This is a genomic window from Pseudomonas sp. SDO5522_S412, assembly GCF_054071215.1.
Window position 1 is genome coordinate 1 of sequence record NZ_JBSVWQ010000142.1, and the last position, 15,297, is coordinate 15,297.

At 63.2% G+C, this 15,297-nt stretch carries 15 protein-coding genes; 12 read left to right on the plus strand and 3 right to left on the minus strand.

From position 1 onward, the window contains the following. Positions 1-80: 80 nt before the first annotated feature. The 3 genes from feaR to paaY form a co-directional block, all read right to left on the minus strand. Entirely contained in the window at positions 81-995 is a 915-nt protein-coding gene (gene feaR / locus ACW9I6_RS22905) for a transcriptional regulator FeaR (RefSeq protein ID WP_177068757.1), read from the minus strand. A 76-nt stretch (positions 996-1,071) separates the two neighbouring features. Continuing rightward, the gene (gene paaX, locus ACW9I6_RS22910) at positions 1,072-1,995 is read right to left on the minus strand and encodes a phenylacetic acid degradation operon negative regulatory protein PaaX (RefSeq protein ID WP_003208883.1); all 924 of its coding nucleotides are present in this window, start codon (positions 1,993-1,995) and stop codon (positions 1,072-1,074) included. 61 nt (positions 1,996-2,056) lie between these two features. Further along, positions 2,057-2,647, minus strand: a complete 591-nt coding sequence (gene paaY, locus ACW9I6_RS22915; RefSeq protein ID WP_177046341.1) for a phenylacetic acid degradation protein PaaY — start codon at positions 2,645-2,647, stop codon at positions 2,057-2,059. Between the two features lie 361 nt (positions 2,648-3,008). On the opposite strand from paaY, the gene paaG reads away from it, so the two are divergent. The 12 genes from paaG (at position 3,009) to paaZ (ending at position 15,202) form a co-directional block, all read left to right on the plus strand. Then, the gene (paaG, locus tag ACW9I6_RS22920; RefSeq protein ID WP_003208887.1) at positions 3,009-3,800 is read left to right on the plus strand and encodes a 2-(1,2-epoxy-1,2-dihydrophenyl)acetyl-CoA isomerase PaaG; all 792 of its coding nucleotides are present in this window, start codon (positions 3,009-3,011) and stop codon (positions 3,798-3,800) included. Positions 3,801-3,814: 14 nt separating this feature from the next. Further along, the gene (gene paaI / locus ACW9I6_RS22925; RefSeq protein ID WP_008431049.1) at positions 3,815-4,264 is read left to right on the plus strand and encodes a hydroxyphenylacetyl-CoA thioesterase PaaI; all 450 of its coding nucleotides are present in this window, start codon (positions 3,815-3,817) and stop codon (positions 4,262-4,264) included. After that, complete coding sequence (pcaF, locus tag ACW9I6_RS22930; protein WP_063029023.1) at positions 4,257-5,468, plus strand: 3-oxoadipyl-CoA thiolase; 1,212 nt, start codon at positions 4,257-4,259, stop codon at positions 5,466-5,468. The genes paaI and pcaF overlap by 8 nt, the downstream gene beginning before the upstream one ends. A 101-nt stretch (positions 5,469-5,569) precedes the next feature. Continuing rightward, positions 5,570-6,895 carry a phenylacetate--CoA ligase PaaK gene (gene paaK / locus ACW9I6_RS22935; RefSeq protein WP_177067939.1) on the plus strand — a complete coding sequence of 442 codons (1,326 nt, stop codon included), beginning with the start codon at positions 5,570-5,572 and terminating at the stop codon, positions 6,893-6,895. A 411-nt stretch (positions 6,896-7,306) separates the two neighbouring features. Then, entirely contained in the window at positions 7,307-8,296 is a 990-nt protein-coding gene (paaA, locus tag ACW9I6_RS22940) for a 1,2-phenylacetyl-CoA epoxidase subunit PaaA (RefSeq protein WP_003208897.1), read from the plus strand. 27 nt (positions 8,297-8,323) lie between these two features. After that, entirely contained in the window at positions 8,324-8,605 is a 282-nt protein-coding gene (paaB, locus tag ACW9I6_RS22945) for a 1,2-phenylacetyl-CoA epoxidase subunit PaaB (RefSeq protein ID WP_003208899.1), read from the plus strand. Positions 8,606-8,613: 8 nt separating this feature from the next. After that, complete coding sequence (paaC, locus tag ACW9I6_RS22950; protein WP_177009349.1) at positions 8,614-9,375, plus strand: 1,2-phenylacetyl-CoA epoxidase subunit PaaC; 762 nt, start codon at positions 8,614-8,616, stop codon at positions 9,373-9,375. After that, complete coding sequence (gene paaD, locus ACW9I6_RS22955; RefSeq protein ID WP_457339871.1) at positions 9,362-9,895, plus strand: 1,2-phenylacetyl-CoA epoxidase subunit PaaD; 534 nt, start codon at positions 9,362-9,364, stop codon at positions 9,893-9,895. The genes paaC and paaD overlap by 14 nt, the downstream gene beginning before the upstream one ends. A 33-nt stretch (positions 9,896-9,928) precedes the next feature. Then, on the plus strand, positions 9,929-11,005 hold the full coding sequence (gene paaE, locus ACW9I6_RS22960) for a 1,2-phenylacetyl-CoA epoxidase subunit PaaE (RefSeq protein ID WP_457339872.1): 1,077 nt from the start codon (positions 9,929-9,931) through the stop codon (positions 11,003-11,005). 161 nt (positions 11,006-11,166) lie between these two features. Continuing rightward, entirely contained in the window at positions 11,167-11,475 is a 309-nt protein-coding gene (locus tag ACW9I6_RS22965; RefSeq protein ID WP_003208907.1) for a DUF485 domain-containing protein, read from the plus strand. Further along, positions 11,472-13,118 (plus strand): cation/acetate symporter, encoded by a 1,647-nt coding sequence (locus ACW9I6_RS22970; protein WP_457339873.1) that lies wholly within the window; start codon positions 11,472-11,474, stop codon positions 13,116-13,118. The genes ACW9I6_RS22965 and ACW9I6_RS22970 overlap by 4 nt, the downstream gene beginning before the upstream one ends. Before the next feature lie 29 nt (positions 13,119-13,147). Next, the gene (paaZ, locus tag ACW9I6_RS22975) at positions 13,148-15,202 is read left to right on the plus strand and encodes a phenylacetic acid degradation bifunctional protein PaaZ (RefSeq protein WP_003208911.1); all 2,055 of its coding nucleotides are present in this window, start codon (positions 13,148-13,150) and stop codon (positions 15,200-15,202) included. Positions 15,203-15,297: the final 95 nt, after the last annotated feature.

Below are 15,297 nucleotides of genomic sequence, written 5' to 3' on the forward strand. Positions count from 1 at the left end.
TCAGTCACCCAATGCATCAACTGAACCACCGCATTCGCGAGCAAGCCCGCTCCCACATTTTTGATCGGCGTATCACCTGATCAGGCGTGTTGTTTGCGGTACTCACCCGGCGCAATGCCGAACCGTGACTTGAACGCCGTCGAAAAATAACTCGAATCCGAAAACCCCCACGAGTACCCCAGCACCGAAAGCTTTTCCTCCACCCTGGATTGGCGCAGGGATTCAGCACACAAATCCAGCCGTCGGTTCTTGATGTACCGCGCCACCACCAGGCCCTTGCGGGCAAAGATCCGGTACAGCCCGCGCACCGACATCCCCACCTCCCGCGCCAGCCACTCGGGGCACAGCTCTTCGGAGCGAATGTGCTGGTCAATGCACTCCAGCGTCTTGCGGAACACTCGCTCATGGGCGTCGCTGCCCTCGCCCGCCTGGCTGATCGCCGGGCGCAGCAGGTTGATGATCGCCTCCAGCGTCGCCTCGCTTTCCTGCAAGGTCAGGTTGTCTTGCCGGGTGGCCTCCAGAATCAGCTGCCGGGACAGCATCGCCATCGGCGACGCCGCCTCGATCCGGTGCCCGCATTTGACCGGGTTGAAACGCAAGGTCTGCTCCACCAGGTACGACGGCAGGATCAACGACAACTGCCGCGAATTCTCGCTGTAGGTGAAGTCGCTGGGGTGCGCCGCATCGATCAGGGTAATGTCGCCGGCGCGCAACAGCGCCTTGCTGTCACCCTGGGCCATGCCGGCCGTGCCGTCGAGCTGGAACACGGCAAAGTACTTGCCGCCCTCGCCCGCCGCGATTTGGCTGGAGGTACGAAACAGCCGCGCCTGGCAGGCGTCGACAAAGCTGAGTTTCAGCGCGCCGCTCTGGTACTCGCGGATCTGCCCGGAAAAACCATCCCCCAGGATCTGCCCATCGAATGCGCCACAGATCTGATTGATCTGATGGATCCATTGGTCGAACCCATCACAGCGCTGTGCAATTGAAGACATCATGTTCAGGCCTCACGCAGGCTTATTTTTATTCTCTACGCCACATTACTCCACCCGTTCTCCTGAACAGCGTCGCTCCTTATTTCAGGCCTCCGAACCGCCGGTAAAAGCTTTCGCCAACGTCCGGCAACGGGCCGTCGGCAGTTTCCAGCGCGCTGTTCAGCCATTCCTCGGCCTTGGCGTAAATCAACCGGTAAATATTGCGGCACAACTGGCGGGCGGCGCGGCCTTCCCAATCGCCGGGGAGCAATTCATCGGGCAATTGCGGGTCGCGCAGCAGCAGTTTGCGGTACTCATGGATAAGCAGGACTCGTGCCAGGAAACAATCCGCAGGCTGTAGCTGTTCCTGCTCGCGAAGCGCTTGCCAGAGCGGTCGGAACAGTTGGATGAACTCGCTGTAATGGGCCGCCAGCTCCTCGATGTTCCAGCTCTCGCGCACCTGCACCCGCAGGGCCTTGGAGGCCAGTACATCCTGGGCGGTGGTTTCGAAGACGATGGTGTCTTCCTGGGCGCCGAGGTCGAGCAAGGTGGCGTTGACGTCGGCGCGGTCGCTGCGTGGGCAGGCCAGCACGGTCGGGGCAATCGCACCAAAACCTTGCCACTCCAGCTCTTCACGTACTTGTTTGCGCTTGTCCTGGGTCAACTGCGTGAGCATCACCAGGCACCACGAGCCATCCCATGCCGGCACGCTGGAGCTGTAGACCCGCTTGAAGGCCTTGTCGAAACGCCGACGCCCGGCACCGGTCAGGCTGTAGTAGCTGCGGCGCCCGACTTTTTCGGCGGTCAGCCAGCCTTCCTTGGTCAGGCGAAAGATCGAGGTGCGGATCAGCCGTTCATTGATGCCGATGGGTTCGAGCAACTGGATCAGGCTGCCCAGCCACACCGTCCCGCCGTGGGGTTCGATGGCGTCCCCGTACAAGGTGATGATCAAGGAACTGGCGCGAATCGGCGTCTGCTCCTGGAAGCGGGTAATCAGTTGGTTCAGGGGTGTCAGTGACGACATGGGCGTACCGAGGCAAAAAGAGAAAATATACCGTTTTTAGCGGCGTCGGGATGCAGGCGATTCATCTACCCTTGGGCCGCAGGCCGCTGTCGCTGATGCGTGGGCGATCGGCTTCCGGTGCGCTCAGGGGTGCGCATTCCTGCATCTGCTCCAGGCAACGCTGAGCCAGGCGCTGGTATTCACGGGTGCCGGTATGTTTCCAGTGCACCTCTTCATCACTGAGGCTGCGCTTGACGCTGGCCGGCGCGCCCATCACCAGCGACTGCTCAGGGCACTCGAAACCGGCTTTGACGAACGCCGCCGCCGAGACGAATGAGCGAGCGCCGATACGGGCGTTGTCCATCACCACCGCATTCATGCCCACCAGCGCATCGGTGCCGATCCGGCAACCGTGCAGCACGGCGCCGTGGCCGATATGGCCGTTGCGCTCGACCACCGTATCGCTGTCCGGGAAGCCGTGCATCACACAGGTGTCCTGCAGGTTGGCGCCTTCTTCGAGGACGATGCGCCCGAAGTCGCCGCGCAAACTCGCCAGCGGCCCTACATAGCAATGGGGGCCGATGATCACGTCGCCGATCAGTACCGCCGAGGGATGGACGTAGGCCGTGGGGTCGACCACCGGGGTCAGGCCGTCGAGGCTGTAGCAAGTCATGGGGATTCCTTTTATGGCGTATTCGCAAAGCGATGCCGATCTTGGCTTATTTTGTATCACATCATTTTTACAAGCACAAAGCTGAAAAAGCGTATCGCTTGAATCATGTGTCGCCGTGGCTTGATACGGTGCCGCTGATAATCGACGTAAAGCCAATAAAATAGGGGAATTATCAGGTATTCACCGACCAGCACAGCGAGCAGTTCATTTTCATCAAACTCAAAACAAGACACACCAAATCAATTTTATCGTTGCATTTATGTATCACGTTAAAGCTATACTCCGGCAAAACCGGCTGACCACGCCGATCCAATAATGAGCCGGCTGACCGCCGAGCGTGCACCGTGAGGGCCTCACGACCATGAACTTCGAACACATCCTGTTTTCCATCGAGGCCGGCGTCGCCCTGCTCAGCCTCAATCGCCCCGACCAGCTCAACAGCTTCAACACGCAGATGCACGGCGAAGTCCAGCAAGCGTTGAAGCAAGTCCAGGAAAACCCCGACGTGCGCGTGCTGCTGCTGACCGGTGAAGGCCGCGGCTTTTGCGCCGGGCAAGACCTCAGCGACCGCAACGTGGCACCCGGCAGCGCGGTGCCGGACCTGGGCGAATCCATCGAGAAGTTCTACAACCCGCTGATCCGCCAACTGCGCGACCTGCCTTTGCCGGTGATCTGCGCGGTCAACGGCGTGGCGGCCGGTGCCGGCGCGAACATCCCGCTGGCCTGCGACCTGGTGCTGGCAGCACGCTCGGCGAACTTCATCCAAGCCTTCTGCAAGATCGGCCTGATCCCCGATTCCGGCGGCACCTGGACCCTGCCGCGCCTGGTGGGCATGGCCCGCGCCAAGGCGCTGGCCCTGCTGGGCAACCGCCTGAGCGCCGAGCAGGCCGAGCAATGGGGCCTGATCTACCGCTGCGTGGACGACGCCGAATTGCGCAACGAAGCCCTGACCCTGGCCCGCCACCTGGCCACGCAACCGACCTACGGCCTGGCGCTGATCAAGCGCAGCCTGAACGCCAGCCTGAGCAACAGTTTTGACCAACAGCTGGAGCTGGAGCGCGACCTGCAACGCCTGGCCGGGCGCAGCGAGGATTACCGCGAAGGCGTCGCCGCCTTCATGGAAAAACGCAGCCCAAGCTTCAAGGGCCGCTGAAAGGAGCGCACCACATGACCAACCATGAAGCCATGAACCTGGCCAACCAGTGCGCCCAGGCCATGTTCAGCCGCGATGCCGCCAGCCAGGGCATGGGCATGCGCCTGCTCTCGGTGGCGCCGGGTTGCGCACGGCTGGGCATGAGCGTGCGCGCCGACATGATCCAGGGCCACGGCACCTGCCACGGCGGCTACCTGTTTGCGCTGGCGGACTCGGCATTCGCCCTGGCCTGCAACAGCTACAACGACGCCACCGTGGCGCTCGGCTGCAGCATCGACTACATCGCCCCGGCCCACCTGGGCGACACCTTGAGTGCCGATTGCCGCGAGCAAAGCCGCTCGGGTCGCACCGGCAACTACGACGTCCGTATCGAAAACCAACTGGGCCAGCTGATTGCGCTGTTCCATGGCAAATCCTACAAAGTGCGCGGCACGGTGCTGGCGCAGGAGAATCCGAATGAATGACGCCTTGATCATCGACGCAGTCCGCACCCCGATCGGCCGCTACGCCGGCGCCTTGAGCAGCGTGCGCGCCGACGACCTCGGAGCGGTGCCGCTGCGCGAACTGCTGCGCCGCCACCCGCAAGTGGACTGGAGCAGCGTCGACGATGTGATCTACGGCTGCGCCAACCAGGCCGGCGAAGACAACCGCAACGTGGCGCGCATGTCGGCGCTGCTGGCCGGGCTGCCGGTGAGCGTGCCGGGCACCACCCTCAACCGTTTGTGCGGCTCGGGGCTGGACGCCATCGGCAGCGCGGCCCGGGCGATTCGCTGTGGCGAGGCTGGCTTGATGCTGGTGGGCGGCGTGGAATCGATGTCCCGGGCGCCGCTGGTAATGGGCAAGGCCGAACAGGCGTTTTCCCGCGATGCGCAGCTATACGACACCACCATTGGCTGGCGCTTCGTCAACCCGCTGATGAAAAAGGCCTACGGGATCGACTCGATGCCGGAGACCGCTGAAAACGTCGCCGAGCAGTTCAATATCTCCCGCGCCGACCAGGACGCGTTTGCCCTGCGCAGCCAGCAACGTGCAGCCGCCGCCCAGGCCAGCGGGCGCCTGGCCAGGGAAATCGTCGCGGTGGAAATCCCCCAGCGCAAAGGCCCGGCCAAGGTGGTGGAACACGACGAACACCCCCGCGGCGACACCACCCTTGAACAACTGCAGAAACTCGGCACGCCATTCCGCGAGGGTGGCAGCATCACCGCCGGCAATGCATCCGGGGTCAACGACGGCGCCTGCGCCCTGCTGCTGGCCAGCGCGGAAGTTGCCAAGCGTCACGGCCTGGTCGCCCGCGGCCGGGTGGTGGCGATGGCCACCGCCGGCGTGGAACCGCGCATCATGGGCATCGGCCCGGTGCCGGCGACCCGCAAGGTGCTGGAACTGGCCAACCTGAGCCTGGCGGACATGGACGTGATCGAGCTCAACGAAGCCTTCGCCGCCCAGGGCCTGGCGGTACTGCGCGAGCTGGGCCTGGGGGACAACGACCCACGGGTGAACCCCAACGGCGGCGCCATCGCCCTCGGCCATCCACTGGGGATGAGCGGCGCACGGCTGGTAACTACCGCCCTGCATGAGCTGGAAGAACGTGGCGGCCGCTACGCCCTGTGCACCATGTGCATCGGCGTGGGCCAAGGCATCGCGCTGATCATCGAGCGCCTGTCCGACTAAAGATTCGCGATTCCCGGGGAGCCTAGCGGTATCCTTGGGGCATGCACTCAAAGCCCACGGTGTGCGGTGGGCTGATACACAAAAATAATTCGAGTGAACTCATGAACATGCCTATTCCAAACGCCGTGCTTAACCCTGTGCTGGACCCGCTGGAAACCGCCAGCGTCGACGAACTGCGCGCCCATCAACTGGAGCGCCTGCGCTGGAGCCTGCGCCACGCCTACCAGAATGTGCCGCTGTACCGTCAGCGCTTCGACGCGCTGGGGGTGCACCCGGATGACATCAAGTCCCTGGACGACCTGGCCAGGTTCCCGTTCACCACCAAGGGCGACCTGCGGGACAGTTACCCCTACGGCATGTTTGCCGTGCCGATGAACGAGGTGGTGCGCCTGCACGCTTCCAGCGGCACCACCGGCAAGCCGACGGTGGTGGGTTACACCCAGAACGACATCGACACCTGGGCCAACGTGGTGGCCCGCTCGATCCGCGCGGCCGGTGGGCGACGTGGCGACAAGGTGCATATTTCCTATGGCTACGGGCTGTTCACCGGCGGCCTTGGTGCCCACTACGGCGCGGAACGCCTGGGTTGTACGGTGATTCCGATGTCCGGCGGGCAGACGGAAAAACAGGTGCAACTGATCAAGGATTTCCAACCGGACATCATCATGGTCACGCCCTCGTACATGCTGAACATTGCCGATGAAATCGAGCGCCAGGGCATTGATCCACAGAAGCTGGCGTTGCGACTGGGGATCTTTGGGGCCGAGCCGTGGACTGCCGAGCTGCGCAGTGCAATCGAGGCGCGACTGGGGATTACGGCGCTGGATATTTACGGGCTGTCGGAAATCATGGGGCCTGGGGTGGCCATGGAGTGTGCGGAAACCAAGGATGGCCCGACCATTTGGGAGGATCACTTCTACCCGGAGATCATCGACCCGGTGACGGGTGAGGTGCTGCCGGACGGGCAGATGGGAGAACTGGTATTTACCTCCTTGAGCAAGGAGGCGCTGCCGATGATTCGCTACCGCACCCGGGATTTGACGCGGTTGCTGCCGGGGACTGCGCGGCCGATGCGGCGGATCGACAAGATCACCGGGCGCAGTGATGACATGCTGATCATTCGCGGGGTTAATGTGTTTCCCACGCAGATCGAGGAGCAGGTGCTTAAAATAAAACAGCTTTCAGAGTGTTATGAGATACATCTGTATCGTAATGGCAACCTGGACAGTGTGGATGTGCATGTGGAGCTCAAGGCTGAGCATCAGCACCTCAATGATGAACAACAGAAAGCCGTCTCCAGCGAACTGAGCAAGCACATCAAGACGTATATCGGGATCAGCTCGCGCATCGTTTTGCAGCCGCTGCATTCGATCAAGCGGTCTGAGGGCAAGGCTTGCCATGTGATGGATCGTCGCCCTAAGGCATGACTGCTGCACCTTTTTGGCCCCGCATTTGCGGGGCTTTTTTTTGCTCGTTTTTTGGGGTGGGGGTAGAGCACCAGCAAAATCAAAGGCGCACACGGTTCAAATGTGGGAGCGGGCTTGCTCGCGAAGGTCGTTAACGATGACGCGGGCATCCTGATTCAACGCGGCGCTCTCAGGTTCTTCGCGAGCAAGCCCGCTCCCACATAAAGCGGCCCTGTTTTTTGCCTACTGGCCCTGCTTACCACGATGACCGGGAACCCTATGCCGCCGTTACCGTAGCGACAGATATCTGCTCCCTTCCCGCAAAGCGATACAAAATCAAATAACGACACCATATTTTGGGTTTGATATTAATTTCCGTATCGCTTATAAAGTCCTCCATGCCTACGACAAAACACAAGGCGGGAGACCCCCATGTACGCACAGCTTGTAGAAACCGGAGTAAAGCGCATCAAGGACCTCTCCGAGATGTCCGACCAGGAACGCGCCTTCCAGGAAAAAATCGACGCCGAAATCAAGATCGAAGCCAAGAACTGGATGCCCGACGCCTACCGTCAAACCCTGATCCGCCAGATCTCCCAACACGCCCACTCGGAAATCGTCGGCATGCTGCCCGAGGGCAACTGGGTCACCCGCGCCCCCACCCTCAAACGCAAGCTGCAACTGATGGCCAAGATCCAGGACGAAGCCGGCCACGGCCTGTACCTCTACAGCGCCATGGAAACCCTGGGCGCCGACCGCGACGAAGAAATCGCCAAGCTCCACAGCGGCAAGGCCAAGTACTCCAGCATCTTCAACTACCCCACCCTGAACTGGGCCGACATGGGCGCAGTAGGCTGGCTGGTAGACGGCGCCGCCATCGTCAACCAGGTGGTACTGCAGCGCACCTCCTACGGCCCCTACTCCCGGGCCATGGTGCGCATCTGCAAGGAAGAAAGCTTTCACCAGCGCCAGGGCTACGAACTGCTGCTGACCATGATGCGCCAGGGCACCCAGGCGCAAAAAGACATGGTCCAGGACGCGATCAACCGCCTCTGGTGGCCATCGCTGATGATGTTCGGCCCCAGCGACGAACACTCCCCCAACAGCGCCCAGTCCATGGCCTGGAAAATCAAGCGCCAGAGCAACGACGAACTGCGCCAGCGCTTCATCGACCAGACCATCCCGCAGCTGGAGCTGCTGGGCTGCACCTGCCCCGACCCGGACCTGAAGTGGAACGCCGAACGCGGCCATTACGATTTCGGCGAGATCCAGTGGAGCGAGTTCTACGAAGTGCTCAAGGGCAACGGCCCGTGCAACCAGGAACGCGTCGCCACCCGCCGCAAGGCGATTGAAGACGGTGCCTGGGTACGCGAAGCCGCCGTCGCCCACGCCCGTAAAAAACAGAACAAGAACGCCGCCTGATCGGCCACCTGATGTGGAGTCACCGTTATGTCTGAATGGACCCTGTTTGAAGTCTTCGTGCGCAGCAAGCACGGCCTGAATCACAAGCATGTGGGCAGCGTGCATGCCGCCGACACCACCATGGCCATCGAGAATGCCCGGGAGCTGTACACCCGCCGCAGTGAAGGCGTGAGCCTGTGGGTAGTGCCTTCCGCGCTGATCACCGCCTCGTCGCCGGACGAGAAAGACCCGCTGTTCGACCCGGCCGATGACAAGGTCTACCGCCACGCCAGCTTCTACGAGTTGCCGGCCGAAGTCGGGCATATGTGAGGTCGACCATGAACCCTGAAACCGATCTGATCGAATACCTGCTGCGCCTCGGCGACAGCGCCCTGATCCAGGGCCAGCGCCTGTGCCAGTGGTGCGGCCATGCGCCGGCACTGGAAGAAGAACTGGCGCTGATGAACGTCGGCCTCGACCTGGTAGGCCAGGCGCGCAACTGGCTGGAATACGCCGCCGAGCTGCTGGACGACGGGCGCGACGCCGATCACCTGGCCTTCCGCCGGGATGAGCGGGCCTATCGCAACCTGCTGCTGGTGGAACAACCCAACGGCGACTACGCGGTGACCATCCTCAAGCAATTCCTGTATGACGCCTGGCACTTGCCGGTGTTGAGCGGCCTGGCCCAATCCAGCGACGAACGCATCGCCGGCATCGCGGCCAAGGCGGTGAAGGAAGTCACCTATCACCTGCGCCGCTCCGGCGAGTGGGTGGAGCGCCTCGGGGACGGCACCGAGGAAAGCCATAAACGCATGCTCGCGGCGATCCCCGAGCTGTGGCGGTTCACCGTGGAACTGACCAGCGCCGACGACAGTGAACAGCGCCTGCACGCCGCCGGCATTACGCCGGACGCCGCTCAGGTTGCCGCAGCGTGGCAGACCCAGGTCAGCGAAATCTTTACCAGCGCCACCCTGCCCCTGCCGCCTGCTGCGAGCTATTTCTACCTGGATGCACGCCGCGGTTTGCACAGCGAGCACCTGGGAATTTTGTTGGCGGAAATGCAGTTTTTGCCCCGAGCGTACCCCGATGCAACCTGGTGAACTGATCGCCAGCGACCAGGGCGCACGCCCGGCGCAACCCACCGACCTGGCTGCCGCGTGGGCCACCCTGGCGCAGGTCATGGACCCGGAAGTGCCGGTGGTGAGCGTGGTCGACCTGGGCATAGTGCGCGACCTGGACTGGCAGGCCGGCCACTTGCATGTGGTGGTCACGCCGACCTACTCCGGCTGCCCCGCCACCGAAGTGATCGAGGGCGACATCCGCGATGCATTGGAGCTGGCAGGTTTCCGCGCGCCGCAACTGGAACGCAAGCTGACCCCGGCCTGGACCACCGACTGGATCACCAGCAGCGGCCGCGAACGCCTGCGGGCCTACGGCATCGCACCGCCCCAAGGCAGTAGCGGCAAACGCAGCCTGCTGGGAGAAAGCCCGGTGATTGCCTGCCCGCAATGCGGCAGCACCCACACCGAAGTGCTCAGCGAATTCGGCTCCACCGCCTGCAAGGCGCTGCACCGCTGCCGCGATTGCCTGGAACCGTTCGACTATTTCAAGTGCATCTGAGGGGCCAGCGGCCCGCTTGGTTGGAGAACAACAATGAGCAAATTTCACAGCCTGACCATCAAGGATGTGCGCAACGAGACCCGTGACGCGGTGTCCATCGCCTTCGAGATTCCGCAGCACCTGCAAGACAGCTTCCACTTCACCCAGGGCCAGCACCTGGTGATGCGCACCCAGCTGGATGGCGAGGAAGTGCGCCGTTCCTATTCGATCTGCACCGGGGTCAATGACGGCGAACTGCGCATCGCCATCAAGCGCGTGGCCGGTGGACGGTTCTCCGCCTTTGCCAATGAGCAGCTCAAGGCCGGGCACAGCCTGGAAGTGATGCCGCCCGCCGGGCATTTTCATGTGGACCTTGATCCCGCTCGCCACGGCCATTACCTGGCAGTGGCGGCAGGCAGCGGTATCACGCCGATCCTGTCGATCATCAAGACCACCCTGCAAGCCGAGCCCCACAGCCGCGTGACGCTGCTGTACGGCAACCGTTCCAGCTCCGGTGCACTGTTTCGCGAACAGCTGGAAGACCTGAAGAACCGCTACCTGCAGCGCCTGAACCTGATCTTCGTGTTCAGCCGCGAGCAGCAGGATGTCGACCTTTACAACGGCCGCATTAACGCCGAGAAGTGCGAGCAACTGTTCTCCCGCTGGCTCGACGTAAAAGCCCTCGACGCGGCCTTTATCTGCGGCCCGCAGGAGATGACCGAGATCGTGCGCGACAGCCTCAAGGCCAAGGGCATGGCGCCGGAGCGCATCCATTTCGAACTGTTCGCCGCCGCCGGCAGCCAGCACAAGCGCGAGGCCCGCGAAGCGGCGCGGCAAGTGGATGCGGCGGTCAGCCAGATCACGGTGATCAGCGATGGCCGCGCCCTCGCCTTCGACCTGCCCCGCAACACTCAGAGCATCCTCGACGCGGGCAATGCCCAGGGCGCCGAGCTGCCGTATTCGTGCAAGGCCGGCGTGTGCTCCACCTGCAAATGCAAAGTCATCGAAGGCGAAGTGGAGATGGACAGCAACCACGCCCTCGAAGACTACGAAGTGGCCGCCGGCTATGTGCTGTCGTGCCAGGCATTCCCGGTCAGCGACAAGGTGGTACTGGATTTCGATCAGCTTTAAGGACACACCGCTCCCCTGTAGGAGCGAGCTTGCTCGCGAAGATCGTTAACGATGACGCGGGTAGCCTGAATCAACGCGGCGCCCTCAGGTTTTTCGCGAGCAAGCTCGCTCCTACAGGACGCAGGTTTAACCACAACAACAATAAAAAGGAGCACACCACCATGACCCCCGACGATATCGAGCGCATCCGTCGACATCCCGATTTCATCCAGTTGGTACGCCGCAAACAGAACCTGTACTGGTCGCTGTCGCTGATCATGCTGGTGATCTATTTCGGGTTTGTGCTGTTGGTGGCGTTCTCCCCGGCTACCCTCGGGCAGTCGTTGAGCGGCGGCGTGACCACCGTGGGCATGCTGGTGGGTGTGGTGATTGTGCTGCTGGCGTTCGCGCTGACCGGCTTTTATGTGTACCGCGCTAACCACGTGATCGACCCGCTGAACGACAAGCTCAAGCAGGAGTGCACAGCATGAGCCGGCTGGTAGCGTGGTTTCTCCTGCCGCTGGCATTGGCCACGGACCTTGCAGTCGCCGCCGACGGCGCATCCCGGCCACTGAACTGGAACGCCATCGGCATGTTCCTGGTGTTCGTGCTGTTCACCCTCGGCGTGACTCGCTGGGCCGCCCTGCGCACCCGTTCCGCCAGCGACTTCTACACCGCCGGCGGCGGCATGAGCGGCTTCCAGAATGGCCTGGCGATTGCCGGCGACATGATCTCGGCGGCGTCATTCCTCGGCATCTCGGCGATGATGTTCCTCAACGGTTATGACGGCCTGCTCTACGCCCTGGGCGTGTTGGCAGGCTGGCCGATCATCCTGTTCCTGATCGCCGAGCGCCTGCGCAACCTGGGCAAGTACACGTTTGCCGATGTGGTGTCCTACCGCCTGGAGCAGACCCCGGTGCGCCTGACCTCGGCCTTCGGCACCCTGACCGTGGCGCTGATGTACCTGGTGGCGCAGATGGTGGGCGCCGGCAAGCTGATCGAGCTGCTGTTCGGCATCGACTACCTGTACGCGGTGATGCTGGTGGGCGTGCTGATGGTGTTCTACGTGACCTTCGGCGGCATGCTCGCCACCACCTGGGTGCAGATCATCAAGGCGGTGATGTTGCTGTTCGGCACCACCTTCATGGCGTTCATGGTGCTCAAGCACTTTGGTTTCAGCACCGAGGCGATGTTCGCCGGGGCCACCGCCGTGCACGCCAAGGGCAGCGCGATCATGGCGCCGGGCGGCTTGCTGTCGAACCCGATCGATGCGATTTCCCTGGGGCTGGGCATGATGTTCGGCACCGCCGGGTTGCCGCATATCCTGATGCGCTTCTTTACCGTCAGCGACGCCAAGGAAGCGCGCAAGAGCGTGTTCTACGCCACCGGTTTCATTGGCTACTTCTACCTGCTGCTGGTCATCGTCGGCTTCGGCGCCATCGTCATGGTGGGTACTGACCCAAGCTTCCGGGATGCCAACGGCGCGATCATCGGCGGCGGCAACATGATCGCCGTGCACCTGGCACAGGCCGTGGGCGGCAACCTGTTCCTCGGGTTCATTTCGGCGGTGGCCTTCGCGACCATCCTGGCCGTGGTCGCCGGGCTGGCGTTGTCCGGCGCGTCGGCGGTGTCCCACGACCTGTATGCCTGCGTGATCCGCAAGGGCCAGGCCAGCGAGCAGCAGGAAATCCGCGTGTCGCGCATCGCCACGCTGTGCATCGGCGTGCTGGCGATCATCCTCGGCCTGCTGTTTGAGTCGCAGAACATTGCGTTCCTGTCCGGCCTGGTACTGGCAATCGCCGCCTCGGTGAATTTCCCGGTGCTGTTCCTCTCGATGTACTGGAAGGGCCTGACCACCCGTGGCGCGGTGACCGGCAGCCTGGCGGGACTGGTCTCGGCCATCGTGCTGCTGGTGCTGAGCCCGGCGGTGTGGGTCAACGTACTGCATTACGACAAGGCGCTGTTCCCCTATTCCAACCCTGCCCTGTTTTCCATGAGCCTGGCGTTTTTCAGCGCCTGGGTCTTTTCCGTCACCGACCGCTCGCCCCGCGCTGCCGTTGAACGCGGGCGTTACCTGGCGCAGTTCATTCGCTCCATGACCGGCATTGGTGCCGCAGGCGCCAGCAAACACTAACTCTCATTTTCCAACCCGGAGGAATCGTGATGTCTCACGCCCCTACCCTGCAAAGTTTTATCGCTGGCCGCTGGATCGGCCAACACGGCGCCCAGGTGCTGCGCAGCGCCATTGACGGCCACGAGCTGGCACGCACTCACGAGGAGCGCCCGGACTTCGCCGAAGCCATCGAACACGGGCGCCGCCAGGGTGTCAGCGGGCTGATGGCCCTGGATTTCCAGCAGCGGGCCCAGCGCCTCAAGGCCATCGCGCTGTACCTGAGCGAGCGCAAGGAACAGCTCTACGCCCTCTCCCACCACAGCGGCGCGACCCGTGCCGACAGCTGGATCGATATCGAAGGCGGCAACAGCACGCTGTTCACCTACGCCAGCCTGGGCTCGCGGGAATTGCCGTCGGGCAATATCGTCCACGAAGGCCCGGCGATGCAGCTGAGCAAGCTCGGCAGCTTTGCCGGCACCCATATCCTGGTGCCTCGTGGCGGCCTCGTGGTGCACATCAACGCGTTCAACTTCCCGATCTGGGGCATGCTGGAAAAATTCGCCCCGAGTTTCCTGGCGGGCATGCCATGCATCGTCAAGCCGGCCAGCGCCACCAGCTACCTGACCGAAGCCGTGGTGCGCCTGATGGACGAATCCGGCCTGCTGCCACCCGGCAGCCTGCAACTGGTGATCGGCAGCACCGGCGACTTGCTCGACCGCCTGCAAGGCCAGGACGTGGTGACCTTCACCGGCTCAGCCGACACCGCCGCCAAGCTGCGGGTCAACCCGAACCTGATCCGCAACTCGGTGCCGTTCAACGCCGAGGCCGACTCGCTGAACTGCGCGATCCTCGCCCCGGACGTAAGCCCGGACGACGAAGAGTTCGAGCTGTTCATCAAGGAAGTCGCCCGGGAAATGACCACCAAGGCCGGGCAGAAATGCACCGCCATTCGCCGCGCCATCGTGCCGGCCAAACATATCGACGCCGTCGCCACCCGCCTGCGGGACCGCCTGAAAAAAGTCGTGGTGGGCGACCCGTCGGTGGAAGGCGTGCGCATGGGCGCACTGGCCTCCCACGACCAGCAGAAAGACGTGGCCGAACGCCTGGAAAGCCTGCTGCAGAGCAGCGACATGCTGTTCGGCGCCCGCGACGGCTTTGAGCCCCGCGGTGAAAACGTCAGCCAGGGCGCGTTCTTCGCCCCGACCCTGCTGCAAGCCCGCGACCCGCATGCGGAAGGCGGCGCCCACGACATCGAGGCCTTCGGCCCGGTCAGCACGCTGATGGCCTACGACGACCTCGACGAAGCCCTGGCCCTGGCCGCACGCGGCAAAGGCAGCCTCGTCGCGAGCCTGATCACCAAAGACCCGCAGATCGCTGCCAAAGCCATCCCGGTGGCTGCCGCGTGGCACGGCCGCCTGCTGGTGCTCGACCGCGAATCCGCCGCCGAATCCACCGGCCACGGCTCGCCCCTGCCGCAACTCAAGCACGGCGGCCCGGGCCGCGCCGGTGGCGGCGAAGAACTCGGCGGCTTGCGCGCCGTGAAACACTACCTGCAACGCGCAGCGGTACAGGGCTCACCGACCATGCTGGCGGCGGTCACCGGCGAGTACGTACGCGGCGCCAAGGTCATCGAGACAGAAGTGCACCCGTTCCGCCGCTTCTTCCAGGACCTGCAGATTGGCGAATCGCTGCTGACCCACCGCCGCACCGTCACCGAGGCCGACCTGGTGAACTTCGGCTGCCTGTCGGGCGATCACTTCTACATGCACTTCGATGACATCGCCGCCAAGGAATCGCAATTCGGCAAACGCATTGCCCATGGTTACTTTGTGCTGTCGGCGGCGGCCGGGCTGTTTGTGTCCCCGGCACCGGGGCCGGTGCTGGCGAACTACGGGCTGGACACCCTGCGGTTTATCAACCCGGTGGGCATTGGCGACACCATCCAGGCGCGGCTGACCTGCAAGCGCAAGATCGACCAGGGCAAGAAGAGCCCCCAGGGCATTCCGCAAGGCGTGGTGGCGTGGGATGTGGAGGTGACCAACCAGTTGGGTGAGCTGGTGGCCAGTTATGACATCTTGACGTTGGTGGTCAAACGCGAGGAGTGAGTGCTGAGACCAATGTGGGAGCTGTCGAGCCCCGGCGAGGCTGCGATGGGATCACCGCGCCGTACCTGCCAGACCGCGGCGCCTGCATCGCAGCC

Excerpts from the sequence above, each read along its gene's own strand:
- feaR (WP_177068757.1), bottom strand. The coding sequence starts at position 995 with ATGATGTCTTCAATTGCACAGCGCTGTGATGGGTTCGACCAATGGATC.
- paaX (WP_003208883.1), bottom strand. The coding sequence starts at position 1,995 with ATGTCGTCACTGACACCCCTGAACCAACTGATTACCCGCTTCCAGGAG.
- paaY (WP_177046341.1), bottom strand. The coding sequence starts at position 2,647 with ATGACTTGCTACAGCCTCGACGGCCTGACCCCGGTGGTCGACCCCACG.
- paaG (WP_003208887.1), top strand. The coding sequence starts at position 3,009 with ATGAACTTCGAACACATCCTGTTTTCCATCGAGGCCGGCGTCGCCCTG.
- paaI (WP_008431049.1), top strand. The coding sequence starts at position 3,815 with ATGACCAACCATGAAGCCATGAACCTGGCCAACCAGTGCGCCCAGGCC.
- pcaF (WP_063029023.1), top strand. The coding sequence starts at position 4,257 with ATGAATGACGCCTTGATCATCGACGCAGTCCGCACCCCGATCGGCCGC.
- paaK (WP_177067939.1), top strand. The coding sequence starts at position 5,570 with ATGAACATGCCTATTCCAAACGCCGTGCTTAACCCTGTGCTGGACCCG.
- paaA (WP_003208897.1), top strand. The coding sequence starts at position 7,307 with ATGTACGCACAGCTTGTAGAAACCGGAGTAAAGCGCATCAAGGACCTC.
- paaB (WP_003208899.1), top strand. The coding sequence starts at position 8,324 with ATGTCTGAATGGACCCTGTTTGAAGTCTTCGTGCGCAGCAAGCACGGC.
- paaC (WP_177009349.1), top strand. The coding sequence starts at position 8,614 with ATGAACCCTGAAACCGATCTGATCGAATACCTGCTGCGCCTCGGCGAC.
- paaD (WP_457339871.1), top strand. The coding sequence starts at position 9,362 with ATGCAACCTGGTGAACTGATCGCCAGCGACCAGGGCGCACGCCCGGCG.
- paaE (WP_457339872.1), top strand. The coding sequence starts at position 9,929 with ATGAGCAAATTTCACAGCCTGACCATCAAGGATGTGCGCAACGAGACC.
- ACW9I6_RS22965 (WP_003208907.1), top strand. The coding sequence starts at position 11,167 with ATGACCCCCGACGATATCGAGCGCATCCGTCGACATCCCGATTTCATC.
- ACW9I6_RS22970 (WP_457339873.1), top strand. The coding sequence starts at position 11,472 with ATGAGCCGGCTGGTAGCGTGGTTTCTCCTGCCGCTGGCATTGGCCACG.
- paaZ (WP_003208911.1), top strand. The coding sequence starts at position 13,148 with ATGTCTCACGCCCCTACCCTGCAAAGTTTTATCGCTGGCCGCTGGATC.